This window comes from Lysobacter sp. 22409 (genome assembly GCF_052045105.1).
Classification (GTDB): domain Bacteria; phylum Pseudomonadota; class Gammaproteobacteria; order Xanthomonadales; family Xanthomonadaceae; genus Lysobacter; species Lysobacter antibioticus_B.
Map to the genome: position 1 here is coordinate 29,238 of NZ_JBQEOE010000033.1, position 26,207 is coordinate 55,444.

28 protein-coding genes are annotated in these 26,207 nt (G+C 68.0%); 13 read left to right on the forward strand and 15 right to left on the reverse strand.

Annotation, left to right across the window (positions count from 1 at the left end):
* Positions 1-348 precede the first annotated feature (348 nt).
* Positions 349-1,590 carry an alkaline phosphatase family protein gene (locus ACTJJK_RS16425; RefSeq protein WP_440730716.1) on the reverse strand — a complete coding sequence of 414 codons (1,242 nt, stop codon included), beginning with the start codon at positions 1,588-1,590 and terminating at the stop codon, positions 349-351.
* Positions 1,591-1,791: 201 nt separating this feature from the next.
* Here ACTJJK_RS16425 and ACTJJK_RS16430 point away from each other — a divergent pair, with 201 nt between their 5' ends.
* Together ACTJJK_RS16430 and ACTJJK_RS16435 are read left to right on the forward strand one after the other, a co-directional pair.
* A complete protein-coding gene (locus ACTJJK_RS16430) occupies positions 1,792-2,352 on the forward strand; it encodes a YybH family protein (RefSeq protein ID WP_223620386.1) in 561 nt (186 codons plus the stop codon).
* 118 nt (positions 2,353-2,470) lie between these two features.
* Positions 2,471-2,809 (forward strand): hypothetical protein, encoded by a 339-nt coding sequence (locus ACTJJK_RS16435; RefSeq protein WP_223620387.1) that lies wholly within the window; start codon positions 2,471-2,473, stop codon positions 2,807-2,809.
* Between the two features lie 137 nt (positions 2,810-2,946).
* Here ACTJJK_RS16435 and ACTJJK_RS16440 read toward each other — a convergent pair whose 3' ends face one another.
* Positions 2,947-3,528: a TetR/AcrR family transcriptional regulator gene (locus tag ACTJJK_RS16440; RefSeq protein ID WP_031373405.1), complete on the reverse strand. Its 582-nt coding sequence runs from the start codon at positions 3,526-3,528 to the stop codon at positions 2,947-2,949.
* A gap of 143 nt (positions 3,529-3,671) precedes the next feature.
* On the opposite strand from ACTJJK_RS16440, the gene hutU reads away from it, so the two are divergent.
* A complete protein-coding gene (gene hutU, locus ACTJJK_RS16445; protein ID WP_031373406.1) occupies positions 3,672-5,342 on the forward strand; it encodes a urocanate hydratase in 1,671 nt (556 codons plus the stop codon).
* A gap of 81 nt (positions 5,343-5,423) precedes the next feature.
* On the opposite strand, the gene ACTJJK_RS16450 is transcribed toward hutU, so the two are convergent.
* Both ACTJJK_RS16450 and ACTJJK_RS16455 read right to left on the reverse strand, forming a co-directional pair.
* Complete coding sequence (locus tag ACTJJK_RS16450; protein WP_223620389.1) at positions 5,424-5,852, reverse strand: hypothetical protein; 429 nt, start codon at positions 5,850-5,852, stop codon at positions 5,424-5,426.
* 241 nt (positions 5,853-6,093) lie between these two features.
* Positions 6,094-6,537, reverse strand: a complete 444-nt coding sequence (locus tag ACTJJK_RS16455) for an SRPBCC family protein (protein ID WP_440730717.1) — start codon at positions 6,535-6,537, stop codon at positions 6,094-6,096.
* Between the two features lie 256 nt (positions 6,538-6,793).
* On the opposite strand from ACTJJK_RS16455, the gene ACTJJK_RS16460 reads away from it, so the two are divergent.
* Positions 6,794-8,218: an MATE family efflux transporter gene (locus ACTJJK_RS16460; RefSeq protein WP_036149375.1), complete on the forward strand. Its 1,425-nt coding sequence runs from the start codon at positions 6,794-6,796 to the stop codon at positions 8,216-8,218.
* Between the two features lie 50 nt (positions 8,219-8,268).
* Here the strand turns inward: ACTJJK_RS16460 and ACTJJK_RS16465 are convergent, their stop codons facing one another.
* The 4 genes from ACTJJK_RS16465 to ACTJJK_RS16480 all read right to left on the reverse strand — a co-directional run bounded on the left by ACTJJK_RS16465 (position 8,269) and on the right by ACTJJK_RS16480 (position 11,090).
* Positions 8,269-8,505 carry a hypothetical protein gene (locus ACTJJK_RS16465; protein WP_031373410.1) on the reverse strand — a complete coding sequence of 79 codons (237 nt, stop codon included), beginning with the start codon at positions 8,503-8,505 and terminating at the stop codon, positions 8,269-8,271.
* Positions 8,506-8,613: 108 nt separating this feature from the next.
* Positions 8,614-8,964, reverse strand: coding sequence for a VOC family protein (locus tag ACTJJK_RS16470; RefSeq protein WP_223620391.1), 351 nt, complete (start codon positions 8,962-8,964; stop codon positions 8,614-8,616).
* Positions 8,965-8,994: 30 nt separating this feature from the next.
* Positions 8,995-9,873 carry an alpha/beta hydrolase gene (locus tag ACTJJK_RS16475; RefSeq protein WP_440730718.1) on the reverse strand — a complete coding sequence of 293 codons (879 nt, stop codon included), beginning with the start codon at positions 9,871-9,873 and terminating at the stop codon, positions 8,995-8,997.
* Between the two features lie 251 nt (positions 9,874-10,124).
* Positions 10,125-11,090: a CsgG/HfaB family protein gene (locus ACTJJK_RS16480; protein WP_031373413.1), complete on the reverse strand. Its 966-nt coding sequence runs from the start codon at positions 11,088-11,090 to the stop codon at positions 10,125-10,127.
* A gap of 305 nt (positions 11,091-11,395) precedes the next feature.
* Between ACTJJK_RS16480 and ACTJJK_RS16485 the strand changes: the two genes are divergently transcribed.
* Positions 11,396-12,556 (forward strand): AAA family ATPase, encoded by a 1,161-nt coding sequence (locus ACTJJK_RS16485; protein WP_440730719.1) that lies wholly within the window; start codon positions 11,396-11,398, stop codon positions 12,554-12,556.
* A 285-nt stretch (positions 12,557-12,841) separates the two neighbouring features.
* Here the strand turns inward: ACTJJK_RS16485 and ACTJJK_RS16490 are convergent, their stop codons facing one another.
* Positions 12,842-13,783, reverse strand: a complete 942-nt coding sequence (locus tag ACTJJK_RS16490; protein WP_223620393.1) for a LysR substrate-binding domain-containing protein — start codon at positions 13,781-13,783, stop codon at positions 12,842-12,844.
* 144 nt (positions 13,784-13,927) lie between these two features.
* Here ACTJJK_RS16490 and ACTJJK_RS16495 point away from each other — a divergent pair, with 144 nt between their 5' ends.
* The 3 genes from ACTJJK_RS16495 (at position 13,928) to ACTJJK_RS16505 (ending at position 16,200) form a co-directional block, all read left to right on the forward strand.
* The gene (locus tag ACTJJK_RS16495; protein ID WP_440730720.1) at positions 13,928-14,944 is read left to right on the forward strand and encodes a zinc-dependent alcohol dehydrogenase family protein; all 1,017 of its coding nucleotides are present in this window, start codon (positions 13,928-13,930) and stop codon (positions 14,942-14,944) included.
* A gap of 147 nt (positions 14,945-15,091) precedes the next feature.
* Complete coding sequence (locus ACTJJK_RS16500) at positions 15,092-15,658, forward strand: GNAT family N-acetyltransferase (protein ID WP_440730721.1); 567 nt, start codon at positions 15,092-15,094, stop codon at positions 15,656-15,658.
* Complete coding sequence (locus ACTJJK_RS16505; protein WP_440730722.1) at positions 15,655-16,200, forward strand: GNAT family N-acetyltransferase; 546 nt, start codon at positions 15,655-15,657, stop codon at positions 16,198-16,200. Before ACTJJK_RS16500 ends, ACTJJK_RS16505 begins: the two co-directional genes overlap by 4 nt.
* A gap of 50 nt (positions 16,201-16,250) precedes the next feature.
* Here ACTJJK_RS16505 and ACTJJK_RS16510 read toward each other — a convergent pair whose 3' ends face one another.
* The 4 genes from ACTJJK_RS16510 to ACTJJK_RS16525 form a co-directional block, all read right to left on the reverse strand.
* Positions 16,251-17,309, reverse strand: a complete 1,059-nt coding sequence (locus ACTJJK_RS16510; protein WP_440730723.1) for a DNA methyltransferase — start codon at positions 17,307-17,309, stop codon at positions 16,251-16,253.
* Complete coding sequence (locus ACTJJK_RS16515) at positions 17,296-18,429, reverse strand: hypothetical protein (RefSeq protein WP_440730724.1); 1,134 nt, start codon at positions 18,427-18,429, stop codon at positions 17,296-17,298. The genes ACTJJK_RS16510 and ACTJJK_RS16515 overlap by 14 nt, the downstream gene beginning before the upstream one ends.
* Positions 18,430-18,541: 112 nt before the next feature.
* Positions 18,542-19,966: a nicotinate phosphoribosyltransferase gene (locus ACTJJK_RS16520; RefSeq protein WP_440730725.1), complete on the reverse strand. Its 1,425-nt coding sequence runs from the start codon at positions 19,964-19,966 to the stop codon at positions 18,542-18,544.
* A gap of 73 nt (positions 19,967-20,039) precedes the next feature.
* On the reverse strand, positions 20,040-21,095 hold the full coding sequence (locus ACTJJK_RS16525; protein WP_440730726.1) for a bifunctional nicotinamide-nucleotide adenylyltransferase/Nudix hydroxylase: 1,056 nt from the start codon (positions 21,093-21,095) through the stop codon (positions 20,040-20,042).
* Positions 21,096-21,235: 140 nt separating this feature from the next.
* Between ACTJJK_RS16525 and ACTJJK_RS16530 the strand changes: the two genes are divergently transcribed.
* Positions 21,236-22,228, forward strand: coding sequence for a hypothetical protein (locus ACTJJK_RS16530; RefSeq protein ID WP_200875866.1), 993 nt, complete (start codon positions 21,236-21,238; stop codon positions 22,226-22,228).
* A 66-nt stretch (positions 22,229-22,294) separates the two neighbouring features.
* On the opposite strand, the gene ACTJJK_RS16535 is transcribed toward ACTJJK_RS16530, so the two are convergent.
* The gene (locus ACTJJK_RS16535) at positions 22,295-22,522 is read right to left on the reverse strand and encodes an RNA-binding S4 domain-containing protein (protein ID WP_031373424.1); all 228 of its coding nucleotides are present in this window, start codon (positions 22,520-22,522) and stop codon (positions 22,295-22,297) included.
* Between the two features lie 172 nt (positions 22,523-22,694).
* Between ACTJJK_RS16535 and ACTJJK_RS16540 the strand changes: the two genes are divergently transcribed.
* Together ACTJJK_RS16540 and ACTJJK_RS16545 are read left to right on the forward strand one after the other, a co-directional pair.
* Positions 22,695-23,687 (forward strand): zinc-dependent alcohol dehydrogenase family protein, encoded by a 993-nt coding sequence (locus ACTJJK_RS16540; protein WP_223620401.1) that lies wholly within the window; start codon positions 22,695-22,697, stop codon positions 23,685-23,687.
* Between the two features lie 13 nt (positions 23,688-23,700).
* Entirely contained in the window at positions 23,701-24,090 is a 390-nt protein-coding gene (locus ACTJJK_RS16545; protein ID WP_031373426.1) for an MAPEG family protein, read from the forward strand.
* Positions 24,091-24,092: 2 nt separating this feature from the next.
* On the opposite strand, the gene ACTJJK_RS16550 is transcribed toward ACTJJK_RS16545, so the two are convergent.
* Positions 24,093-24,362, reverse strand: coding sequence for a GIY-YIG nuclease family protein (locus ACTJJK_RS16550; RefSeq protein WP_031373427.1), 270 nt, complete (start codon positions 24,360-24,362; stop codon positions 24,093-24,095).
* A 152-nt stretch (positions 24,363-24,514) separates the two neighbouring features.
* Here ACTJJK_RS16550 and ACTJJK_RS16555 point away from each other — a divergent pair, with 152 nt between their 5' ends.
* Complete coding sequence (locus ACTJJK_RS16555) at positions 24,515-25,549, forward strand: fatty acid desaturase (protein ID WP_031373428.1); 1,035 nt, start codon at positions 24,515-24,517, stop codon at positions 25,547-25,549.
* A gap of 322 nt (positions 25,550-25,871) precedes the next feature.
* Positions 25,872-26,183 (forward strand): metalloregulator ArsR/SmtB family transcription factor, encoded by a 312-nt coding sequence (locus ACTJJK_RS16560; protein ID WP_031373429.1) that lies wholly within the window; start codon positions 25,872-25,874, stop codon positions 26,181-26,183.
* Positions 26,184-26,207: the final 24 nt, after the last annotated feature.

The window sequence follows — 26,207 nt, forward strand, 5'->3', positions numbered from 1 at the left end:
ATTTTCCGATAAGACATCCTTGTCTTATCGGAAAACGGCGCACGTCCTGTGCGCCGCCCTCCGGGTCTCCACTTGACCGGCAAAGCGGCAAAGCAGATCAAAATCTCGGCAACGGCAACGGCAACGGCAACGGCAACGGCAACGGCGAGCGCGATTGCCGGGACTTGGTTTTAGGGTAGGAGCGGCGCGAGCCGCGACCGAGAGGCTTCGATCTCGCGGCGCTGCCGTCTGTCGCTATTGTAGAAGCCGCGCCCTACTGGATTTCCTTCGGTCATAAGCCGCGACCCCGCAGAGGCGCTGTCGGCTCGGCGTGCTGCGGCTCCCGCTCGGTCCGTGCCGCGCTCGCGCTCAGGGTTCCCGCAACGCCGGCAGCAGCGGGGCGATATCGCCGTCGTTGTGCGCGGCAGGGATGCCGATCAGGCGCGCCAGCAACGGGTACACATCGACGTTGTCGATCGCCGGAATCGTCGCGCCACGTTTGAAGGCGGGGCCGCGGGCGACGAAGATCGCGCGCATCGACGGCAGGGCGGGGTCGAAGCCGTGCGAGCCTCGCGTTTGCCCGAGGCCGTCCTTGGGCAGTTTCTCGCGTTCGATCGCATCCCAGCCTTCGTGCATCTGGCAGACGATCGGCGGGACCCGCGGGTGGCTGCCGTAATGCCAATGCTCGGGCAGTTCGGCCTTGCGCCAGCAGTCGTAGGTCACATGAGGGCCGAGCAGGCGTTGTTCGACTTCGGCTTCGTGGCCGCGGTTGGGGCTGATGCCGATCGACTGGCCGAGCGAAGTCACCACCGCTTGTTCCGGGGTGACCATGTCTTCGACCGCGATGCGCTGGCCCGGGGCGACTTCGGCCATGCCGTGATCGGATACCAGGACGATGTTGACCTGGTCGAGTTGCTTGCGTGCGGCCAGGCCGTCGAGCAGGCGGCCGATGGCGGCGTCGATGCGGGCCAGGGCCTCGCGCACTTGCGGGGAGTTCGGGCCGTGGTCGTGGCCTTCGTGGTCGAGGGCGTCGAAGTACAGGGTCGCCACGTGCGGGCGCGTCGAGGCGGGTTCGCCGAGCCAGGCCAGCACTTCGTCGACGCGGGCGTTCTCGTCGATGGCGGCGTCGAACGGGCGCCAGCGGTTCGGGCGCAGGCCGTGGATCGGCGCTTCGCTGCCGGGCCAGAACAGGGTCGCGCTGCGCAGGCCGGCTTTTTGTGCGCCGATCCAGATCGGCTCGCCGCCGTTCCACCAGCGCGTTTCGCCGACGGCGTCGCGGTCGGAAATCTTGAAGCGCCCCAGTTGTTCGTCGCTCATGCTGTTGTGGACGACGCCGTGGTGGTCGGGACGCAGACCGGTGACCAGGGTGTAGTGGTTCGGGAAGGTCAGCGATGGGTACGACGGGGTCATCCACTGCGCGCGCACGCCTTCGCCGGCGAAGCGTTCGATCTGCGGGGTCAGGCCGAGCTCGAAATAGCTCGCGCGGAAACCGTCGATCGAGATCAGCAGCAGCGGGGTATCGGCCGGCGGCGCCACGCGGGTCGGCGGAGCGCAGGCGGCGAGGACGAGAACGAGCAGGGCGGACGCAGCCGCGGAAAGAATCGAACGCATCGCGACATGATAGCGGCAGCCGGTTGCCGACCGATGTCAGGCCGGCGGCGAGGGCGGCCGTGCGGCGAGCGGCCACAGTCGGCATGGCTTGGGCATGGCTTTGGGCACGATGTTGGGTATCACCCTCGGCATGACTTCCGTCGCTGGCGGGCCGGACGGGGCGGGTCGATAGTGGGGCCCGCCCGCCACCGAGTCGCCGCCATGCGCCCTGTCGTCCGCGCCGCCCGCTTGTCCCTGCCGTTGTCGTTCGCGTTGATCGCGGTAGCGGCCGCGGCGCAGACGCCGCCGAAGCCGCTGCCGGTGGCGCCGCTCAGCGACGACGAATGCGCGGTGTGGGCGCGCGAACTCAGTTTCGCCGCCTCGATCGCCGAGCACGATGCCAAGGCCTTCGCCGCGCATCTGCACGAGCAGGCGGCGTTCGGTTCGGGCAGCCCGCAACCGACCCGCGGCCGCGACGAGATCGCCCAGCGTTGGGCCGGCCTGATCGAGGGCAAGACTCTGCGCCTGCGCTGGTACCCGACCCGGGTCACGATCGGCGGCGCGCGCGATGTCGCCTGGTCGACCGGGCCGGCGCTGTACCAGAAGCTCGAACCCGGGGCCGAGCCGCGTTATTTGATCGGTGCTTATCAGTCGGTCTGGCACCGCGGCCAGGACGGGGTCTGGCGGGTGTTGTTCGACGACGGCCTGGTTCCGCGGCCGGCCACCGAGGCCGAGGCCATGGCCTTTCAGAACGGCCGCCGCGAGGCTTGTCCGCGAGGCTGACACGCGCCTAAACGGCCGGCGCCCGGGCAGGTTCCCGCGCCGCGGCGGAGGCGTATCGTGGCTTGGCACACTAGTCGAAACTCGTATCGAAGCCCGTGCCCGTTCACAGGAGCTGCCCATGAAACGTCTGATGTTCGCTGCGCTGCTGAGCGCTTTCGCGTTCGCAGCGACCGCGCAAACCACCGCCGCGCAGCTCGATGCCCAGGTCGAGGCGAAGGCTTCCGTGCCCGCCGTCGCTGAAATCGATGCCCGGGCCGACACCCGCCTCGTGGCGAAGACCGAGCAGCGCAAACACGACCCGAATTGCCTGCGCCACACCGGCTCGCGCCTGCAGCCGCGCGGCAAGGACGGGTGCATCGGCGGCGCCGGCCGCAGTTACAGCCGCGACGACCTCGACCGCACCGGCGAAGTCGACGTAGGCGAAGCGCTGCGCAAGCTCGATCCGCGCCTGTACTGAGCGCCCGAGCGCAGCGCGGATGGCGCAACGGTTCCGGTCCGGACGAGAGTCCGGGCCGTCCTGAAGCCCGGCCTCGTGCCGGGCTTTTTTGTATGCACGATGCCCGGCCTCGTTCCGGGCTTTTTTGTGCGCGCCTGTCAGGTGCCGATGCCGTCGAGCAGGCGCTGCAACGAGGCCTCGTAGAAGCGGCGGAACTCGCGTTCGTCGTAACTGAAGCGGCCGGCGCGATACAACGCGATCAAACCGTGGGTGTGCGCCCACAAGCTCATCGCGATGTCCCAGGCATCGCCCGCACGCAGGCGGCCGGCCTGCTGCGCTTCGATCACCACATCGGCGACCACGTTCAAGGTCGGCGAACGGCGCGCGCGGAAATCCTCCGGGAACCTGCGCGCCTGTTCGCGCCGCATCGAGAACGCATGGTCGAACAGATGCGGATGGGCCAGGGCGTAGTCGAGGTAGATGCGTTGCACTGCGAGCAGGCGCGCAATCACGTCGCTGCCGTCGTTGCGCGCGCTCCAGTGGCGGGCGATCTCGTGGAAGCTGTCGTCGCTGATGCGTTGCAGCAGGGCTTCGCGGTTCGGGAAGTGGCGATAGATCGCCATCGGCGTGATGCCGACCGCCTTGGCGATGGCGCGCATGGTCACCGCGTCGACGCCGCCGCGCTCGAACAGGGCGCGGGCGGCGCGCAGGATGCGTTCGGCGGTGGCGGGCGCGCTCATGTATACAGCGTATACATTTTCCTGCCGATGCGGCAAATCGGGGCGGAATATGCGCTTGCCGGCGGCTGGCGGCGGTCGCGGCGCTGGCTAGGGCGCCGATCGCGGCGGGATAATTCTTATCTCTCAAGCAGATCGGAATAGCCATGTCCGCCGCCACCCGCAACGATCCCAGCCGCGTCGTCCGCGCCCCGCGCGGCAGCGAAAAGAGCTGCAAGTCCTGGCTCAGCGAAGCCGCGTTCCGCATGATCCAGAACAACCTCGACCCGGACGTGGCCGAGAACCCGGCCGAGTTGGTGGTCTACGGCGGCATCGGCCGCGCCGCGCGCGATTGGGAATCCTTCGATGCGATCCTCAAGTCGCTGCGCGAGCTCGACGACAGCGAAACCCTGCTGATCCAGTCGGGCAAGCCGGTCGGCATTTTCCGCACCCATGCCGACGCGCCGCGCGTGCTGTTGGCCAATTCCAACCTGGTGCCGCACTGGGCGACCTGGGAGCACTTCAACGAGCTCGATAAGAAGGGCTTGATGATGTATGGCCAGATGACCGCCGGCAGTTGGATCTACATCGGCTCGCAAGGCATCGTCCAGGGCACTTATGAAACCTTCGTCGAGATGGGCCGCCAGCATTACGGCGGCAGCCTGGTCGGCAAGTGGATCCTGACCGCGGGCCTGGGCGGCATGGGCGGCGCGCAGCCGTTGGCAGCCTCGTTGGCCGGCGCGTGCTCGCTCAACATCGAATGCAAGCAGAGCAGCATCGACATGCGCCTGCGTACGCGTTACGTCGACGAGCAGGCCACCGACCTCGACGACGCGCTCGCGCGCATCGCCAAGTACACCGCCGCCGGCGAAGCCAAGTCGATCGCCTTGCTCGGCAATGCCGCGCAAGTGCTGCCCGAGCTGGTGCGCCGCGGCGTGCGTCCGGACGCGGTTACCGACCAGACCAGCGCCCACGATCCGGTCCACGGCTACCTGCCGATCGGCTGGACGGTCGATAAGTGGCTGAGCGAACAGAAGAACAACCCCGAAGGCGTGCGCGACGCCGCCAAGAAGTCGATGCGCGTGCACGTCGAGGCGATGCTGGCGTTCCAGCAACAGGGCATTCCGACCTTCGACTACGGCAACAACATCCGCCAGATGGCGCAGGACGAAGGCTGCAGCAACGCCTTCGATTTCCCCGGCTTCGTGCCGGCCTACGTGCGGCCGCTGTTCTGCCGCGGCGTCGGCCCGTTCCGCTGGGTCGCGCTGAGCGGCGATCCCGAGGACATCTACAAGACCGACGCCAAGGTCAAGGAACTGATTCCCGACGACGAGCACCTGCACCGCTGGCTCGACATGGCGCGCGAGCGCATCAGCTTCCAGGGCTTGCCCGCACGCATCTGCTGGGTCGGCCTGGGCCTGCGCGACAAGCTCGGCCTGGCCTTCAACGAGATGGTGCGCAACGGCGAGTTGAAGGCGCCGGTGGTGATCGGCCGCGACCATCTCGACAGCGGCTCGGTGGCCTCGCCGAACCGCGAGACCGAAGCGATGAAGGACGGCAGCGACGCGGTCAGCGACTGGCCCCTGCTCAACGCCATGCTCAACGTCGCCGGTGGCGCGACCTGGGTCTCGCTGCACCACGGCGGCGGCGTGGGCATGGGGTATTCGCAGCACTCCGGCGTGGTCATCGTCTGCGACGGCAGCAAAGAAGCCGACCAGCGTATCGCCCGCGTGCTGTGGAACGACCCCGGCACCGGCGTCATGCGCCATGCCGATGCCGGCTACGAGATCGCCCAGCAGTGCGCCAAGGAGCGCGGGCTGAAGCTGCCGATGCTCTGATCGCCATCGATCGGCCCAGCCGATCGGGCAGGACGGAAAACGGCCCGGATTCCGGGCCGTTTTCGTTGCGGCCGCGCGGACTCAGTCCGGCTGTAGCCACTCGACTTCGAACAGATGCCGCTGGCCCGGAAAGGCCTCCTGCTCGGACACGGCCGGGCGAAATTCGCCGCGCATCTTCAGGGCCTGCGCCGAGCGACGCTCGATCTCGCCATTCAACAGCTGCCGGAGTTCGTTGTAGCGCGGATCGTAGTGACCATAGGACGGGTGCGATTCCCGGAGCACGCGGCCGGCGTGGAAATCCGCTTCCCAGCGCCGCCAGATCGCCCACTCTTCCTGGGCCAGGGCGAAGGTGCCCTCGTCGAACGGAGTCAGCACGAAGCTATCGGTGTAGGCGTATTCGTGCTCGTCGTAGACGCAGCTGAAGTGGAAGGGGCGGCCGCCGCAATCGGCGATGCCGCTGCGCGGCCCTTCCCAATACTCCCAGATCATGTGCACGCGTTCGTAGGCCATGTCGTCGCCGTGTCGGAGGAGTCGAGCGAAGGCCGGTGCGTCGTCGGTCTTCGCCATTGAGGCCATGATACGAGGCGGATCCGATGCGATGAACCCGCAGCGGCGCGCTATGCGGCCAGACCAGAACTCGCCGCTTGCAGCCTTTGCGATCGCCGCAGCGCACGACGCGCGAGCGGCCCGGTTCCCCGGGCCGTTCGTGATTCGCAGTCGGATTCGCGATGGCGGCGCCGGGCTGCGCTGTTCAGCCCGGGATCGTCGGCTCGACCAACCGCTCCAACAGGGTCAGCGACTCCTGCCAGCCGAGGTAGCACTGCTCGGCCGGGATCACGTCGGGGATGCCTTCCTGCACGATCTGCACATCGGTGCCGCAGGACACCGCGCGCAATGTGATCGTGGTCACCATGGTGCCGGGCAGGTTGGGGTCGTCGAAGCGGTCGTCGTGGACGATGCGTTCGTTCGCTACCAGCTCCAGATAGGTGCCGCCGAAAGCGTGGCTGCCGCCGCTCGAGAAATTGGTGAAGGCCATGCGGTACTTGCCGCCGACCCGCGCATCCAACTCGTGCACGGTGCAGGTGAAGCCGTCCGGCGGCAGCCATTTCGCCAAGGCGGCGGCATCGAGGAAGGCGCGGTAGATGCGCTCGGGCGGGGCGGTGAAAACGCGATGCAAACGGACGGTGCCGGTCATGGGTAATCTCCGTAACGAGGTGAAGCCCTCACTGTGTCCGACGAACGCGAGGGGCCTGGATCGACATTCGCATCGGATCGCCTCGCGGACGGCCGCGAGGCGGCGGCGCGCGGGTTCAGGTTGTAGCGCACAGGGCAGGGAAGAGGAAAGCCTGCGCTGTGTCGATCTGTAGTCCTGCGGTTCGTCGTACTGTTGTCACTGGCGTATCGGGCAGGTCGCCCTATCATCCGTCGGTGCGACCCAACAGGAGCACGCGATGAGTCAAGAACCCACAGCCGCCCTGGCCGAGCCGGTGCCGCACACGCTTTGGAGCGACCTGCGCGACGCCGTCCGCGGCACCGATGCGGACTACACCAAGATCCCCTTGCGGCGCGCGGTGTTCCTGCTCGCGGTGCCGATGGTGCTGGAGCTGGTGCTGGAGTCGACCTTCGCCGTGGTCGACATCTTCTTCGTCGCCAAGCTGGGGCCGTCGGCGGTGGCGACGGTGGGCCTGACCGAGAGTTATCTGTTCCTGCTGTATGCGCTGGCCATGGGCCTGGCGATGGCGGTGACCGCGGTGGTGGCGCGGCGCATCGGCGAGGGCAAACGCGAGGACGCGGCGATCACCGCGGTGCAGGCGATCTTCATCGCCGTGCTGGTGTCGTTGCTGCCGGCGCTGGCCGGCATCTTCTACGCCCAGGACCTGTTGCGGCTGATGGGCGCGGACGCCTGGAGCATCGAGCACGGCTATCGCTACACCCAATGGATGCTCGGCGGCAACGCGGTGATCATGCTGCTGTTCGTCATCAACGCGATCTTCCGCGGCGCCGGCGACGCGGCCATCGCGATGCGCGTGCTGTGGTTGTCGAACGGCCTCAATATCCTGCTGTGCCCGCTGCTGATCTTCGGCCTCGGGCCGGTGCCGGCGCTCGGCATCGAGGGCGCGGCCATCGCCACCAACATCGGCCGCGGCATCGGCGTGCTGTTTCAGCTGTGGGTGTTGTTCCGCGGCGGCAAGCACATCCGGGTGACGCTGGCGCAGTTCGTCTGGCGCGGCGCGATGCTGTGGAACATCGTGCGCACCTCGCTCGGCGGCGTCGGCCAGATGATCGTGGCGATGACCTCGTGGATCTTCCTGATGCGCATCCTGGCCAGCATCGGCAGCGAGGCCGTGGCCGGAGCGACCATCGCCATCCGCATCATGATGTTCACGATGATGCCGGCCTGGGGCATGTCCAACGCCGCCGCGACCCTGGTCGGCCAGAACCTCGGCGCCGGCCAGCCGGAGCGCGCCGAAGCCTCGGTGTGGCATATCGGCTGGTACAACATGGCCTACCTGGTCGTGGTGTCGGTGCTGTTCTTCCTCTTTCCGACGCAGTTGGTCGCGTTCTTCACCGACGACCCGCAGGTGGTGACGATCGGGGCCGAATGGCTGCGCATCCTGTCCTACTCGTTCTTCATCTACGGCTGGTGGATGGTGACGGTGCAGGCCTTCAACGGTGCCGGCGACACGATGACGCCGACCAAGATCAACGTAGTGTTTTTCTGGTTGATCCAGATTCCGCTGTCCTACGTGCTGGCGATCACCCTGGACTGGCAGCACTCGGGCGTGTTCTGGGGTGTGTTCGTTTCGGAGACCTCGGTTGGCGTGTTCACGCTGTGGCTGTTCACCCGCGGGCGTTGGAAAACGGCGCAGGTGTAGCGGCGGGCGCCGTCATCCGCGATGGATCGCGCAGGCCGATGCCTGCGCGATCACGCGCCGGAATGCAGATACCAATACGCCGCCGCGCAGGCGGCGATGAAGGCGAGCCAGGCGAGGCCTCCGGCCCAAGCGAACAAGGGGTGATTCGGTGCCCGTGTGCGCAGCAGCGGAAACAACAGCAACCAGCCGGTCCAGTAAGACAGCGTCCGCATCGCTTTCCACGCCAGCTCGAGACCGGCCTCGAACACGCTGCGCAGGGCGAATTCCCCCAGGAAATCCAAGGCCATGCACGGCTCCCTCCGTGGTTGTCCAAGCGCCGAGCATAGAGGCGGGTCGGGGCGGCGGAATGAGCGCCGGCTGAAGCGCTCCGGCTCTGCGGTCAGGGCCGGCCGGGATCAGCGGTCCGACCACACCGCCAGTTCGTAGCCGTCCGGGTCGATGAAGTGGAAGCGGCGGCCGCCGGGGAATTCGTGGCTGGCCACGACCTTCGCGCCGGCGGCTTCGACGCGGCCTTGCGCCTGCGCGAGGTCGTCGGCGTACAGCACGATCAAGGCGCCGCCCGGGCGCGGCGCGCCGTGGGTGCTGAAGCCGCCCTTCATGCGGCCGTCGTCGAACTCGCAGTAGTCCGGGCCGTAGTCGGTGAAGCTCCAGCCGAACGCCGCGCCGTAGAAGGCCTTGGACGCGGCGATGTCGGCGACGGTGAATTCGATGTAGTCCAGGCGCAGGTTGCGGTCGGAAGCGGTCATGGCGGTTCCTGTCGGGAGGGGAATGGCGAATCAGCCGGCCGGGCGCGGACGGACTTGTTCGGTGAGGAATCCGCTCAGCGCGCGGCGGAATTCCGCCGAGTCGGCGGCGTTCGTATGGTCGCGCGCGGGAACGATCAGCAACTGCTTGCGGCCCTCGGGCTGCGGCGTCGCCTGGTACAAGGCTTCGGCGAAGCGCGGCGGCGTGGCGGTGTCGTTCTCGCCGGCGACGAACAGCACGGGCTCGTCCAGGGCGGCTACGACTTGTTGGTTGCCCTGGCCGGCCAAGGCGCCAGCCGGTGCGACGCGCCGCACCAGGATCCGCGCCCACAGTTTCTGCCGAGAGCGCATGTACGCGCCCCAGTCCTCGAAGTTGGTCACCGAGCTTTCCAGGATCAGGCCGTCCAACTGGCGCGCCGCGGCGACCTGGCCGGCCATGAAACTGCCCAGCGAATGGCCGTGCACGATCAGCGGCACGGCGCCCAGCTCGGGCTCCGCGCGCAGGCTGTCGTAGACGGTGGTCGCGTCGGTCAGCAAGGCCTCCAGCGAGGCCGTGCCGGTGCTGGCGCCATAGCCGCGGTGATCGACCAGGACGAAGTTGACCGGCGCTTCGGCATAGGCCTTTGCGCTGGTCGCGGCATGCTTGGCCACGGTGTAGCCGTTGCCGCCGAAATACAGCACCGTGGCGACCGCGTCGCTGCGCAGGAAACGCAGCGAATACAGCTGCGCTCCGTCGGCGGCGGCGATGCGGGTTTCCTCGATGCGGTAAACCGGAAGCTGGGTGCGCAACGCGGCCAGATCGGCCGAGGGCGCCGCGCGCGGGATCACGATGTTGTCCTCGCGCACGTGCCAGGTGCAGGCGGACAGGCCGACGACGAGCCACAAAGAACACAGACGACGGACGAACTGCATCGGATCCTCCTTGAGTTGATGGTGCCTTGCCGGCAAGCCGCAGATGATGCCGTTGGCAAGATTGTCATGTATCGCGGCTCGCGTGAGCGAAACAAAGCGGGCCGATTCGACACGGCGATGTTGCGGCGAACCGGCTGCCCCGATATCGGCCGTGTCGACATCGGCCGTGTCGAGTCCGTGCAGACGCGTCGCGCCAACGAAAAAGGCCGCCGGTTTCCCGGCGGCCTTCGCGCACGCGAACGAATCGCAGCTTACTTCGACAGTTCCAGCGCCAGCGAAGAGACCCAGCCCTTGTTGCCGAGTTCGTCTTCGACTTCCCACATCGCACCCTGCTTGGTGCCGGTGGGGTAGAGCATCATGCCCGGGTCGAGCGGACGCACGACCTTGCCGGTGCCGGAGGCGTTGGCGAACAGGCGCGCGGCCTTGACCACGGTGACGGCCTGCTGCGAGTTCGACGCCGAGGGGTTGTCCGACAGACCGCCGAGCTCGGTGACCAGGTTGGTGTAAGCCTGCAGGTAGGCCATGGTGATGACCTGACCGACTTCGGTGTTGGCATAGCCGGACACGCCGGCGCCGCCGAGACCGCTGCTGCCGAACAGCGCGCCGCTGGCGCCGAAGCCGATGTCGGTCTTCTTGGCGCTGCCTTCGGCCATCGCGACCTGCTCGGACGAGCGCACGTCGGTCACGGTCAGGACCACGTCGGCGGTCTTCTTGCTGAAGTTGAGGTTGCTCGCCACCGCGCCGGCCTTGCCGCCGATCAGGCCGCCGAGCAGGCCGCCGATCGCGTTGCCGCCGGCGTTGCTGTTCTTGGAGATCAGGTCGGGCACCAGCACGTAGTCGGCGGCGCGGACCTGGCCCTTGCCGATGTTGGACTTGTTGCGCAGCTGGCCGCTGGAGGCGAGCTCGCGTTCGCGCATCGCCATGTCCATGCCGGCGCCGCGGTCGACCAGGGTGAAGCAACGCGACTTCTGCACGAACACCTTGATCAGCTTGCTCGGCGCCGGCAGCTGCTGGCCGCTCCACCAGTTGACCGTGTCTTCCGGCTCGATCACCGAGATCGCGCCCAGGTTCTTCGAGCAGGTCGGAATCTGGTTCATTTTTTCCGCACGCAGATCCTGCGCGCTCTTTCTCTGCGCCCAGGTCGGTGCGGCGCTCAGCGCCATACCCAACCCGATCACGCATGCCACCGCTTGAATTCCCCTGCTTGCCGTCTTCATCGTTTCTTCCTTAATACTGCTTTCCTGTTTGCCGCGACACGATGATCGCGACGCCTGACGGAGTCCGTTCGTCGCCCGGCTTGCGCTGCGCGTGCAGCGGGAGGTCGCCGGGGCCCCAGACGAAGTCGGCCGCGACGTATCGCGCCCGAGTGGAGACTCGCCCGCCAATGATAACGTGATCGCCGTTCTATTCAGGTCACCCCACCTGTCCACTCTGACAGGCGGTCGCGGCCGGCGAGACGGGGCTGGCCTACAAGGGTGGGCGCCCTGCGCGGCACTGTTCCCCATCGAGTCCACGTCCCACCATGTTGAGCACCCTGGCCGTCGCCAATTACCGGTCCCTGCGCCAGCTCGCGCTGCCGATGGGACGCTTGAACCTGGTCACCGGCGCCAATGGCAGCGGCAAGTCCAATCTCTATCGCGCCTTGCGCCTGTTGGCCGAAACCGCCCAGGGCGGGGTGGTGCCGGCGCTGGCGCGCGAGGGCGGGCTCGGCTCGACCCTGTGGGCCGGCCCGGAAACGATCTCGCCGCGGATGAAGCGCGGCGAGGTGCCGGTGCAGGGCGTGGCGCGCACCGAACCGGTGTCGCTGCGGCTCGGTTTCGCCGGCGACGAATACGGTTATGCGATCGACCTCGGGCTGCCGGTGCCGAGCGGTTCCTTGTTCGCCCACGATCCGGAGATCAAGCGCGAGGTGATCTGGAGTGGGCCGTTCCTGCGTCCGGCCAGCGTGCTGGTCGACCGGCGCGGGGCGATGGCGCGGGTGCGCGACGGTCGTGCCTGGCGCGTGGCGGCCGAGCACCTGAGTCCGTTCGAAAGTCTGTTCGGCCAGATCGCCGACCCGCAGACCGCGCCGGAGGTGCTGAGCCTGCGCGAAACCATCCGCGGTTGGCGCTTCTACGATCATTTCCGCAGCGACGCGCAAGCGCCGGCGCGGCAGCCGCAGTTGGGCACGCGCACGCCGGTGCTGAGCCACGACGGCCGCGACCTGGCCGCGGCCTGGCAGACCATTCGCGAGATCGGCGACCCGCAGGCGCTCGACGCAGCGGTGAGCGATGCGTTTCCCGGCGCGCGCGTGAGCGTGGTCGGCGACGGCGGACGTTTCCTGTTGGAGTTTTCCCAGCACGGCCTGTTGCGGCCCTTGTCGGCGGCGGAATTGTCCGACGGCACCTTGCGTTATCTGCTGTGGATCGCTGCCTTGCACACGCCGCGGCCGCCGCCGCTGATGGTGCTCAACGAGCCCGAGACCAGCCTGCATCCAGACCTGTTGCCGGCCTTGGCGCGGCTGATCGCGCGCGCCGCCACCCGCACCCAGGTCTGGGTGGTCTCGCATGCCTCGCGTCTGATCGCGGCCTTGGAGGCCGAACCGGCTTGCAACACCATCCAGTTGGAAAAGCAGTTCAGCCAGACCGGAGTGGTGGGGCAGGGGATGCTGGATGCGCCGGCGTGGTATTGGCCGGAGCGGTAGGCGAACCAGGTGCACTGGCTTGGCAACGGCGCCGACGGCAACAGCAACAGCAACAGCAACAGCAACAGCAAATCCCCCCTGGCCCCCCTTTTTCAAAGGGGGGAGCGCTTGGGCTGTTGGCGGTGGGATCCGACGACTGCTTGAGTGGCCGGTTGAGTGGCCGGCTCAGACGGCTTTGCTGTTCCCCCCCTTTGAAAAAGGGGGGCAGGGGGGATTTGCCTTTGCTGTTCCGCTCAAAACGGAGCAGGCGATCCCTCAATCGCGTATTCCAACGACGCGCATGCTCTAACCGCAAACCACCGCCGGGTTGGCCGGGTCCCACGCCACCAACTGCGGAATACGCTCCACCAGCAAGTCGATCGCCGCGCGCGTGCGCAGCGGCAGGTAATGCGTATGCGGCCAGACTGCGTTGATGCGGCTGCCGATGACGCGGTCGGCGTACATCACCATCTGCAGCTCGCCGTTGCGTACGTAACGCGACAGCATCCAGCACGGCAGCAAGGCCAGGCCGGCACCGGCGACCGCGGCGTCGGCGATGGCTTCCAGGTCGTCGAAGCGCAAGCGCGCCTGGACCCGCGGTTCGCGCACTTCGCCGTCGTCGTCGCGCAAGCGCCACGCCACGGTGTGGCCGTTGCGCCCGTACACGACGGCCTGATGGCCTTCGAATTCGTCGACGTTGCGCGGCCGTCCGCACCGCGCCAGGTACTCGGGCGAAGCGCAGATGCCCAGCCGCTCTTCGGTCAACTGACGCGCCGCCAAGGTCGCGCTGTCGGGCAAGCGGCCGATGCGGATCGCCAGGTCGTAGCCGTCCTCGACCAGGTCGACGACGCGGTCGCTGAAGGACAGATCGATGTCCAGGCGCGGATGGCGCTGCGCCAGCTCCAGCATCACCGGTGCCACGCAACGGCGGCCGAACTGGACCGATGCGCTGACCCGCAGGCGCCCGCTCGGTTCGCGCCGGCCGCTGTCCAGCGCGGCTTCGGCGGCATCGAGTTCGGCCAGGGCTTTGACGCAACGTTCGTAATAGGCTTGGCCGTCGTCGGTCAGGCTTTGCCGGCGCGTGCTGCGGTTGAACAGGCGCGCGCCGAGCTGCTGTTCGAGCCGGGCGATGCGTTTGCCGATCGCCGAACGGGTCACGCCCAGGCGCTCGGCCGAGACCGCGAAACTGCCGGCCTCGGCGGCTTGGACGAAGGCGACGATGCCGAGCAATCGATCGTTGACGGCCATATTGGTTCCTATTGCGCTACAGAATGTGGATTAAGAAGAGGCACTGCGGATATATCGGAAGCGATATCGTAGCGCCACTCGATCGCCCCGGCAGCAGTTCCCGACCGCCGGCGGTCGCCTCCCCCCTCAGACATAGAGACAGACATGAAGGCTTATCGCATCGACAGTGGCGCCGGCATCGGCGCGTTGCAGCAGTTCGAGCGCGCGTCCGCGCCGCTGGGCGCCGGCCAGGTACGGGTGCGGGTGCGCGCGGTGTCGCTGAACTTCCGCGACCTGATGATCGCCAAGGGCACCTACCTGAGCGAACCGGTCGCGCCGTTCGTGCCGGCCTCCGATGCGGTCGGCGAAATCGTCGAAGTCGGCGCGGACAGCCGCTTGTGGAAAGTCGGCGATCGCGTCGCCACCAGCTTCTTCCCGCATTGGCTGCAGGGCGCGCCGACGCCGTACGCCACCCGCGACGCCTTCGGCGCGGTCGTCGACGGCGTGCTGGCCGAAGAGATCGTGGTCTCCGAGCAGTCCGTGTTCGCCGTGCCCGCGCATCTCGACGACGCCCAGGCCGCGACCCTGACCTGCGCCGGCGTCACCGCCTGGAACGCGATGTTCGTCGAGGCGAAGCTGCAGCCCGGCGCCAGCGTGCTGCTGCTCGGCACCGGCGGCGTCTCGATCTGGGGCCTGCAACTGGCCAAGGCCGCCGGCCTGCAGGCGATCGTCACGTCCTCGAGCGATGAGAAGCTGGTTCGCGCCAAGGCGCTCGGCGCCGATGCGACCGTCAACTACCGCACCACCCCGGAATGGCAGGACGAAGTGCGCGCGCTGACCGGCGGCCGCGGCGTCGACGCGGTGCTCGAAGTCGGCGGCAAGGGCACCTTGCAGCGTTCGATCGATGCCGCCGCGATGGGCGGCACCATCGCCGTCATCGGCGGCGTCAGCGGCTTCGCCGGCGAGTTCGATCCGTTCGCGCTGATCACCGGCGCCAAGCGCCTGTCGGGCATCTACGTCGGCAGCCGCGGTATGGCCGAAGATTTGTCGCGCTTCGTCGGCGTCAACCGCATCGTCCCGGTGGTCGATCGGGTGTTCGGTTTCGACCAGGCGCGCCAGGCCTACGACTATCTCGACGGCGGCGCTCATTTCGGCAAGGTGGTGATCCAGGTCGCCGGCTAAGCATCGTTCGCTCGGGAATACCTGCGGCGGCCGCNGCCGTTCGCGCGCGCGGCGCCGCGGCTGTCGCGCGACTGCGACTTTTCGCCGATGTGCGGGGCGCGGGCGGTGTGCGATCTTGAGCGCATCGCCGCCAGCCCTCGAACGCGCATGAATACCGCCTCCACCTCCACATCGCCCGCGACCGGCGATGCCGTGCGGATCCGCCGCGCCGGCGCCGACGATGCCGGCGCGCTCGCGCTGGCCGGTGCGGCCACCTTCCTGGAAACCTTCGCCGGCATCCTGCACGGGCGCGACATCATCGAGCACTGCCGCAAGCAACATGCGCAGGAGGTCTATGCGGATTGGCTGGACGATGCCGGCGCGGCGCTGTGGCTGGCCGAAACGGCCGAAGGCGCGGCCCCGGTCGGCTATGCGGTGATCGCGCCGCCGAAGTTGCCGCTGCACGATCTGAGTGGGGACGACCTCGAACTCAAGCGCATCTACCTGCTCTCGCGTTTCCATGGCGGGGGCGTCGGCCGCGAGTTGATGGCGCAGGCGGTCGCCGAGGCGCGCGTACGCGGTGCGCGGCGCTTGCTGCTCGGCGTCTATGCCGGCAACGCACGGGCTTTGGCGTTCTATGCCCGTAACGGTTTCGAGCACGTCGGCGAGCGCCGCTTCCAGGTCGGCGGCAATACCTACGGCGACGCCATCCTGGCGCTGGACCTGCGCCGATGAGCGTCCTCGTCGAGCGCCTCAGCGCCGGGCGCATTGAGGCGGCGTTGAGCCTGGACGGCAGTTTCCTGGTCGATTCGCGGCTGAGTCTGCACGCGCGCGACGGCGTCATCGCTTACGAAGCGGTGCCGCTGGCGCCGTACCGCAAGCGTTACGGCGACGAGGCCGACGATGACGACCTGCACGATTATCTCGTCGCCGAGGATCGCATCGCCTTCGTCGCGATCGAGCACGGCGAAGTCGTCGGCCGGGTGCTGGTGTCGACGAACTGGAACGGGTATGCCTTGATCGACGACATCGCCGTCGACGCGGGCCGCCGGCGCAGCGGCGCGGGTGCGGCCTTGCTCGATCGCGCCATCGCCTGGGCGCGCGAGCGCGGGCACCCGGGCCTGATGCTGGAAACCCAGGACCATAACGTCGCCGCCTGCCGTTTCTACGAACGCCACGGCTTCGTCCTCGGCGGCTTCGACCGATTCCATTACCGCCACGATGCGCAGGTGAGGTACGAGACCGCTTTGTTCTGGTATCTCGATCTCGCCTCGTAGGTGTGAGCGAGCGAGTCGCATGGCCGGCTTGAGAGGCGGCCGCAACGGACTCAATCGCTGGAGTGTTGGCTCGCCAGACCCAGATCCAGGCGCACCAGGCGGCCGAGGCGGTCGCGGCGTTGCGCACGCAGATACCAATGCTGCGCGAGCCGTTCGAGCCGCAGCGGCGGCCGTACCGGTTCGCCCCACAGCGTGAGCTCGTAGTGGCGTTCGTGCAGCCAATAGAGCAGGCGATCGAGCTCGGCCGCATCGTCGGGCAGGCACAGGTCGGCATCGGCGGGCGGACGCGGCAAAGCCTGCGGCCCCTGTTCGAGCCAACGCGCGAAGCTGCCGTACAGCGTGTACTCGAAACCGGCCGCGCGCATCGCTTCGAGTTCGCTGCGGGTGCTGTCGAGGCAGACCGTCTCGGCGACTTTCTGGAAGACCAGCGCGTACTCGTGGCTGCGGTTGCTGCGGGTGGAGGCAGCGGGCAGCGGTTCGACGTCGCGCTCGTAGCACAGCAGCCGTTCTTCGCGCGCCACGAACAGTTCGCCGAGCACGCGGCCCAAGTCCCAGGCCAGCGGCAACATGCGGCCTTCCACGACCACGTTCTCGGCCATCGCGATGCACAAGCCGCCATCGGGCAAGGCCTTGCGCACGGCGTGGAAGATGTCGCGCAGACGCTGCAGGTAAGCGGCGTAGTCGCGTTCGTCGTAGAGCTGGCCTGCGTTTGCGCCGGCCTGCGGCCAGCGACAGCCGAAGTAGGGCACGCTGGTCAGGCACAGGTCGATCGGGCGCGGGATCTCGACCTGCGGCAGGCCGCCGACCGCGATCGGCGCTTCGACGCCGTGGCGCGCGAGGCGCTCGCGGGCGAGCGCGGCGCGGCCGGCGTCGATTTCGGTGCCGCAGCCGCTGCGGCCTTCGAGCGCGGCGGCGAGCAAGGTCGTGCCGAAGCCGCAGAACGGATCGAATACGCATTGCCCGGGTTGAGAGAAATGCCGCACGAACGGCCGCATCTGGTTGACCCAGCCGCAGTCGCGCCCGGCCAGGCCGTCGCGCTCGCGCAGATCCTCGGGCAGGCGATGCTCGGGCGGATCGGGCGTCAGCACCCACCAACTACGGCTGTCCATGTGCGGGCTCCCAGAGAATGTCGCGGTCGGGCTGCCAACCCGCGCACAGGCGGCCGTTGGCGTGGAAGACGAGTTTGTAGAGATCGCCGCTGGCATGGCGACGGTGCATCGCGGTGTAGTCGGAGGATTCGAACACCACCTCCAGGCCGCGACGCTCGTCGCGCAGTCGCAGGTTCCAGAAGTAATAGCCCTCGGTGATCCGTTGCGGGGTCATCCGCGACCACCACGGTGCGGTCATGCAATCGGCCAGCACCTCCTCGATGGCGACGCGCTCGCGTTCGATGTAGCGGCGGCTGGCGTTGTCGCGATAGTCCGGGCCGAGGCGCGAGAACTCGCGGAAGATCACCGTGCCGGCTCCGCAGCGCTGCGCCCAGTCCAGGTAAGCCTCGATGCCGGCGGCATCGTCGACGCCGCCGTGTTGCAGGATGCAGACCTGACGCAGCGGCAGCGCGTCGGCGATGCCGCGCGCGACACGCTCGAACACTGCGGCATCGGCGATGGCCTCGTGCTCGCGGAAACGCATGATGGCCTGGTTGCGCAACGGGTCGGGATGGTGGCGCGACAGCTCCACCCAGGACAGCCTGAAGGCTTGCAGCGCGGCGATCAGTTCGGCGCCGCGTCCGCGGGCGAAGCCGGCGCCGTTGCTGTAGAGCACGCGTTCCTCGACGACGACGCCATCGCGTTCGGCCGCGGCGAGCGTGCTCAGCAATTGCAGGAACCAGGCTTCGTCGTCGCTGGCTTCCAGCCCTGACAGCGACCACGACAGCGGCACGCCGCGCAGCTGCACCAGCGCCTGCGACAAGCTCGCGAAGTAGTCGGCGCCGGGCCGCAGAGTTTGTGCGAGCGTGCCGCCGTCGAGCGGGCGCAGGGTTTCCGAACAGAACCGGCACCGCGCCGAGCAGGCGCGCGCCGAAGCATAAGGAGTGAAGGTGATCGGTTGGGCGAAGCGGTAATCGCGGCCGTTCAAGCGGTGCGAATACCAGCGAGCGTCGTCGTCGCCGGGCGCGCGGCGGGCGAGCTGCGGGGTGGCCGCGCGCAGGCGCTCGAACAAGGGCGAAGCGGCGCTGAGGGGCAGGCTGGCCGGATCGGCGGCGGCAAGCCCTTCGAGAGGGGCTGGCATGGGCGGGTCCTGTTTGGGGCGTTCGTGGTCGGGTGGTCGAGAGCGAGGAAGGCGCGGCTACGGAGTGCGCCTTGTAATGACGCACCCGGCAGCAACTCAACCAAGCCTCACTTCAAAGCCGCGCCGCGTTGGCCAGCGTGCGCACCTGGGCGAAGGTCCAGTCGTTGACGATGCGACCGTCTTCCCACACCGTCACCATGGCATCGTCGAAGCCCATCGGCTTGACCGCTTCTTCCAGCGAAGCCGCTTCCGGCGGCACCGGCACGGTCTTGAAATGGCCGTACTCGCGATGCCGCACCAGGGTCATGCGGCCGCGCTTGCTCGACTTGCCCTTGTCGGTGATCGGGTCCTTGTAGACGTCGATCCACTCGCCGTCGATGCGCGCGGCCGAACACTTGAGCGCGAACTTCTGCGTGTCGCGGTCCAGGCGTTGCAGCAAGGCGCCGCCCATGCCGAAGGCGAGGTTGTCGGTGGCATAGCCGTAGCTGGTGATGCGTTCGAGGATCGCGCGGATGCTGGTCGGGTTGATGCCGTCGCCCTGGATCACCCGCACGTGGTTGAGCACCTTGTAGCCCTTGCCGTTGACGGTGTGGCCGAAGGCCTCGTCGAGCATGCTCACGCACTGGTGGACGACGTCGACCGGGTCGCCCGAGTCCGGCCGCACCACCAGGGTCGCGCCGGAGGCGATGACTTCATCGCGCAGGGTCTTGCCCCAATGCTCGCGGATCGCATGGAAGATGTCGTAGCTGTCGGAGACCACGGCCACGATCGCGCCGGGCTTGCCGAACTGGGTCAGCATGTTGCGGTAGGCATCGACCTCGTGCTCGCGGCCCCAACTGGTGATGGTGCTGTGCTCGGCGGCGGGGATCGAATAGCCCGCCATCGGCTCGTGGTAGTAGCGGCGCGCCAACAACAGGCCGGAGACGGTGTCGGTGCCGAGGAAGTTGACCAGGTGCGCGGCGCCGCCGAAGGCCGCCGATTCGGTGCTCGACACGCCGCGCGCGCCGAAGTCGTGCAGCTTGAACGGCAACTGGCCTTCGGGATCGTCGCTGGTGCGTTCGAGGAACTGGCGGATGGTCTGCTTGGCGTGCCAGCTGATCGTCGCCACCGTCACCGGATACCACAGGCGCAGCAACAGGGTTTCCAGGTAGGAAGGCACCCAGTAGGCCTGCGGGTCGGTCGATTCGATCGTCACCAGGGCCTGGTGAGTCGGTACCACCGTGCCCTCGGGTACCGCGCGGATGCGGATCGGCAACAGGCCGCCGTGGGTGTCGACGATGTAACGCCAGCCGGCTTCGTTGAAGGGCTCGCCGTGGGCGGCGAACAAGTCGCGGGCCTCGTCGACGTCGGCGTGGGTCACCGGCTTGGCCAGGTACTCCTTGAGGATCGCCTGCAGGCCGAAGAACACGGTGCGGTCGTGCACGCCGCCGCGCGATTCCACATAGAAGAAGGTGGCGTCGGTGCCGGGCGGATATTGCAGCCAGTGGCTGGCCTTGTAGCTGTCGGTGTTGAGCAGCAGGTTGTCGAGGCATTGCATGACGGGAAGCTCCTTCGCGTCTGGGAGAAGCCGGCGGTCTGTCCACCGGCGTGGGGCCGGGCGGTCCTTTGGATCAGCCGTGGCCGAGGAAGTATTCGAGGATGTGCAGGTGGTCTTCGTACAGTTGCGGGCTCATCTCCAGCGCCTCGCTGACCGGAATCCAGCGCGCCTTGTCGGCATCGTCGCCGCCGCGCACCGGCGGCAGTTCGCCGCTCGGGAAATCGAAGTGGTAGGCGTGGGTGATGGTGCGGCCGCGCGCGCTGCGTTCGGGGTGATCGAACACGCGCTCGCTCTTCAGCGAGCCCTTCAGCACCGGCAGCGGCAGCTTGAGCCGGGTTTCCTCGCGCAGCTCTCGCAGGCAGGCGTCGAGCAGGCCTTCGTGTTGGCCGACGAAACCGCCCGGCAGCGCCCACAGGCCCTTGCCCGGCTCGGCGCGGCGGCGCACCAGCAAGACGTGGCCGGAATGCACCACGACCGCGTCGGTGGTGACGAAGGTCGGCGGGTAGGGCGCATCGGCCCAGGCCGCGCGGTAGTGCTCGATGAACTGGTACTCGGCGACCAGTTGGGTGAAGGCCGGCGAGCTCTTGCGGAAGGCTTCGAGCATGTCGAACACCGGGCCGGGCACGTTGGCGCGGATCAGCATCAGGCCGCCGTGGCTGTCGATCTGGTTGGCCTCGAACAGATAGCGGCGCAGCTCGGTCGCCGACAAGGTCGCGGTGTGGCTGACGTCGACCAGCGGCCACTGCGGAAACTCGCGCAGGTAATAGCTGGAGGCGTCCTTGTCCATGCCGATCAGGCCGACCCGCGATTCGCTGCCGCCGCCGTCGTGGCGGACCGCCTCGGCGACGGTACGCTGCACGCTGGCGATCCACTGGCTCTCGTTGTAGAGATGGTCGCGCAACGGCTGCACGATCAGCCGCTCGCCGGCGTCGGCCAGGGTGACCTGGATCATCACCGCGCGCTCGGCGACGGTGAAAGGGTTCTTGATGGTGCGGGGCGTGTCGGCGGAACCGACCAGGAAGATGACCTTGCGGGCCTTGCCCAGCGCGTGGCGGGCGACGGCGGCGTGGCCGTTATGGAAGGGCTCGAAGCGCCCGATGAAAACGAGGTAATCGAATTCGATTGCCATGAGAATCCCTCACGGAGTTGACTCGCCGCCGGTCTGTCCGAGGGCGTGGAGAAAATGCTACGCCGATGGCGCGCGCCGTCAAGTGCCGGCGTCGCCCGCAGGCTGCGCATACAATCGGCCGACTTTGCATGGAGGCAGCGATGGCGATGATCGTTCCGGAGTACTGGGCCGAAGCCCGAGTTCACGAGGCGTTCGATAAAGGCCATGCGAGCGGGCGGCGTTCGCTGACGGTGCGTCGCTTCGGGTGGTCCGACGCGAGCCTCGGCGAGGCGCAGGCGATGGCCGACGCGCGGGCGCGCGACGCCTTCGACCGCATCCTCGCCGGCGAGAGCCTGCTCAAGCGCGAGCCGCGCGTGCCCTACGACGCCGAGGGTCTGCCGATCCGCGAACAGATCGTCGAGCGCGACGGCGACCTCGTCGTCACCCGCAACAGTTACGGCGCGCGCTGCCTCAACACGCCCGAAGTCTTGTTCGCCGACGTCGATTTCGACGAGCCGGTCTCGGCCTGGCGCAAGGGTTATTTCTGGACTTCGCTCGCGTCCGCCATCGGCGTCGGCGTGGCGACGCACTGGGGCTTGGGCGTGCTGACGATGATCGCGATGCTGTGGCTGTTCGCCTGGATCGCCAGCGTGCAGTCGCGGCGCAGGCACCGCGCCGACGGCGGACCCGAAGGCCGCGCGACGGCGCGCATCAAGGCCTTCGTCGCCGCGCATCCGGACTGGCATCTGCGTTTGTATCGCACGCCGAAGGGCTTGCGGCTGCTGGCCATGCACCGCGTGTTCGATCCGAACGAAGCGGCGGTGATCGAGTTCTTCGATGCGGTCGGCGCCGATTCGTACTACGCGTTGTTATGCCGGCGCCAGCATTGCTTCCGCGCACGGGTCAGCCCCAAGCCCTGGCGCATCGGCATTCACGCCTATCTGCGGCCGCGCCCCGGCGTATGGCCGATCGCCGCCGAGCGCTTGCCCGAACGCGAGCGCTGGGTCGCCGACTACGAGCGCAAGGCCGAGGGCTACGCCTCCTGCCGTTTCGTCGAGGCGCTCGGCAGCAGCGACTACGTCACCGCCACGCGCGGCGTGCAGCGCGCCCACGACGATTGGTGCAGGGCGACGACGACCTTGCCGTTGGCTTGAAGCGATGACCGGCGCGGCCGCGCTCGACGCGCGGCGCTTTCGATAGGCAGCCTCGATCAACGGCGCTCAGGCGCCGGCGACGACCTCGATCGTCACGCCCTCGCAGGCCACCGTCTGACCGGCGCGGATCTTGCAGGTCTTGCGCAGCTCGACCTGGCCGTCGACGCGGACTACGCCGCTGGCGACCATCGCCTTGCCGGCGCCGCCGCTGTCGCACAGGCCGACCAGTTTGAGCAATTGGTTGAGTTCGACGTGTTCGTGCTGGGCGTCGAGTTCGAAACGGATCGGTTGCATGCGGGCGGGGTCTGAGCGGGTGGGGCAGGGTCGCAGTGCTGAGACTTGGGCGCAAGACGTTTGCACTGTCGCGGGCGTACTCTCGCGTATGCAGTCGGCCGCCGGAGCCGGTGTGGATCGGATTCCGGCCACGCCGCAGCGCCCTGCCCACCGCCTCGAAGGACCTATCTTTATGAAGAAAGCCCAGTACGCGCAGCGCGGCCCGGTGCCGCAGGACGTCATCGAGGCGGTCGAGTTCGAGGCGCCGCCGCTGGGCGCCGGCCAGGTGCTGATCGAGGTGCTGGCCGCGCCGATCAACCCCTCCGACGTACTCACATTGACCGGCGAGTACGGCCTGTTGCCGCCGCTGCCCGCGGTCGGCGGCAACGAAGGCGTGGGCCGGATCGCCGCGGTCGGGCCTGAGGTCGCCCATCCGCAAGTCGGGCAGACCGTGCTGTTGCCGATCCAGGGCGGCACCTGGGCAACCCACCTGGTCGCCTCGGCCAAGGGCCTGGTGCCCCTGCCCGACGGCGCCGATCCCAAGCAATTGGCGATGATCACCATCAATCCGCCGACCGCCCTGCTGATGCTCAGCGAGTTCGTCGACCTGCAGCCCGGCGACTGGGTGATCCAGAACGCGGCCAATTCCGCGGTCGGCAGCTATCTGATCCAACTGGCGAAGCTGCGCGGCCTGCGCACCATCAACGTGGTGCGGCGCGAGTCGGCGGTCGAGGCGGTGCGCGCGGCCGGCGCCGAGGTGGTGTTGGTCGACGGCGACGACCTCGCCAAGCGCGCGCGCGAAGTCACCGAGAAAGTGCCGATCCGGCTCGGCATCGATGCGGTCGGCGGCATCGCGACCCAGCACATCGCCCAATCGCTCGGCGAAGGCGGGGTGCTGGTCAACTACGGCGCGATGAGCGGCGAGGCCTGTTCGATCTCGCCGGCCTCGTTCGTGTTCCGCGACGTGACCCTGCGCGGTTTCTGGCTGTCGCGCTGGTTCCAGGCGGCGACGCCGCAGCGCCGCGCCGAGGTGTTCGGCGAGATCGGGCGTCTGGTCGCGAGCGGGCAACTGACCGCACGGGTGCAGGCGACCTACGGCCTGGACCAGATCAAACAGGCGGTCGCCGCGGCCGCCGCCGGCGAACGCGACGGCAAAATCCTGATCCTGCCCAACGGCCCGGTCTGATGAGGACGCGCGCATGAGCATCGAACTGCAGATGCTGGCCTGGTCGATCGTGCTTGCGATCGTGCATTTGCTGGTCGCGGCGACCTTCATGACCCAGCAACGCGGGGTGCGCTGGAACGCCAGCGCCCGCGACGGCACTCCCGAGCCCCTGGCCGGCGTGGCTGCGCGGGTGGACCGCGCCTGGCGCAACTTCCTCGAAACCTTCCCTTTGTTCGCCGCGGCGGTGCTCGCGGTCGGGCTGGCCGGCCGCGGCAACGACGACACCGCGCTCGGTGCGCAGCTCTACTTCTGGGCGCGGCTGGTCTACGTGCCGGTGTATGCGGCCGGCATTCCCTACCTGCGTTCGGCGGTGTGGGCGGTGTCGCTGTGGGGCCTGATCAAGCTGGTCTGGGCGCTGTTCTGAGCTCAGGCCGGGACGGTTGCGGCCGCCGCGTTCGCGCAAAGTGCGCGTTTCGCGGTCGGCGACAGCTGCTTGATCGCGTACTCCGCACGCAGCGCCGACGAACGGTCCGGGTGCGGAAACTGCGCCAGCAGTCGCAACGGCGGGTGCGAACGGGTGTAGCGCGCGCCCTTGCCGGCGACGTGTTCGGCATAGCGGCGCTCCACATCGACGGCAATACCCGTGTACAGGCTGCCGTCGCGGCATTCGATCAGATAGACGTACCAGGCGGACATGCCGCATAGCCTAGCCGGGGCCGGGGCGACCTGGCCGAAACTGGAGGGCAAAAGTCCGAAGCCCGATAGCGATCACGTCCATACGCCTGCGAACGTCATTGCCAGGTCAGGAAGCGCTCACCACAATGGAACGTCCTTCATGGAGTTGCCGCTTGAACGCCGACGCCGAACCGCAATCCACCGTCACCAACCTGCGTCAGCTTTGCGCGCGTTTCGCCAAGCCCCACCTCGGACGGGCCGTCTGGCAACTGGTCAACACCCTGGTGCCGTTCGCCGCACTGTGGACGCTGATGGCCTGGAGCGTGGTCGGTAACTGGGGCTACGGCTGGACCCTGCTGATGGCGATTCCGGCGGCCGGCCTGTACGTGCGCACCTTCATCATCCAGCACGACTGCGGCCACGGTTCGTTCTTCGCCAGCAGCCGCGCCAACGACCTGGTGGGCCGCTGCCTCGGCGTGGTCACCCTGTTCCCTTACGGCTATTGGAAGAAGACCCACGCCATCCACCACGGCACCTCGGGCAACCTCGACCGCCGCGAGATGGGCGACATCGAAACCCTGACCGTGGCCGAATACCGCTCGCGCTCCTGGTTCGGGCGCCTGTGCTACCGCTTGTACCGCAGCACCCCGGTGCTGCTGGGCGTCGGCCCGCTGTACCAGTTCGTCATCAAGCACCGTTTCCCGTTCGATCTGCCCTTCACCTGGAAGCGCGAGTGGGCGAGCGTGCTGTTCAACAACCTGGCGTTGGGCCTGATCCTGCTGTCGATGGGCTTTGCGATCGGCTGGCACACCGTGCTGATGGTGCATCTGCCGGTGGTGTTGATCGCCGGCGCGGTCGGCGTGTGGCTGTTCTACGTCCAGCACACCTTCGAAGACGCGTACTGGACCCGCAAGGACGATTGGAACTCGCACGAAGCCGCCATCGCCGGCAGCTCGTTCTACGACCTGCCGCATATCGTGCATTGGTTCACCGGCAACATCGGTTACCACCACATCCATCACCTTTCCAGCCGCATCCCGAACTACCGCCTGCGCGAGGCGTACGAATCGAGCCCGCTGCTGCAGGCCGCACCGCGCCTGACCATCTGGTCGAGCCTGAAGTGCGCGCAACTGAAGCTGTGGGACGAAGAGCTCAAGCGCATGGTCGGTTTCCCGAAGCGCGCACGCGTCCAGGCCGCCGGCGCCTGAGGCTGGCCGCGGTGCCGTGCAGCGCAAGGCTGCACGGTCTGGGCCGCTGCCCGGCGACGCGAGGCGTCGCCAGGGCGTGAGCGCCGGCTCGATGCCGCGGCGCGAGCGGCCTGATCCGGCACCACCCCTGTGAAGTCTGGCGACACTGCCTCGCCAGCGGTGCTCGCCTTCGCGAGCCGTGTTGTGCGGCCGCCTGCGTGCTTGCCTTCCGACCCGATAGCCGTGCCAGGCACCGGCCCGACCGGCGGCGCTTGACTTCGAGTGGGTCGGAATTAGTATTTTAGTTAATTAAACAAATATCCGGGGCCGCGGTTCCCGCCTCATGCAGGACAAGATCTTCGAAGCCCTGGCCTCGTCGCCGCGACGGCAGATCCTGGCCTTTCTGTCCGAGCGCGAACTCAGCGCCGGCGACATCGCCGCGCGCTTCGAGATGAGCGCGCCGGCGATCTCGCGGCATCTGTCGGTGCTGGTCAACGCCGGGCTGATCAGCAGCGAGCGCCGCGGCCAGTTCGTGGTCTACAAGCTGGTGCCGGACAATCTGGTCAACACCCTGACCCAGTTCGCGTTCGAGATCTGCCCGGTCGGCGGGCCGCTCAAACGCGAAAGCCGGCGCGCCAAGAAAGCGGCCGGCTGAGTTTCGTTTTTGGTCCTGACTCGT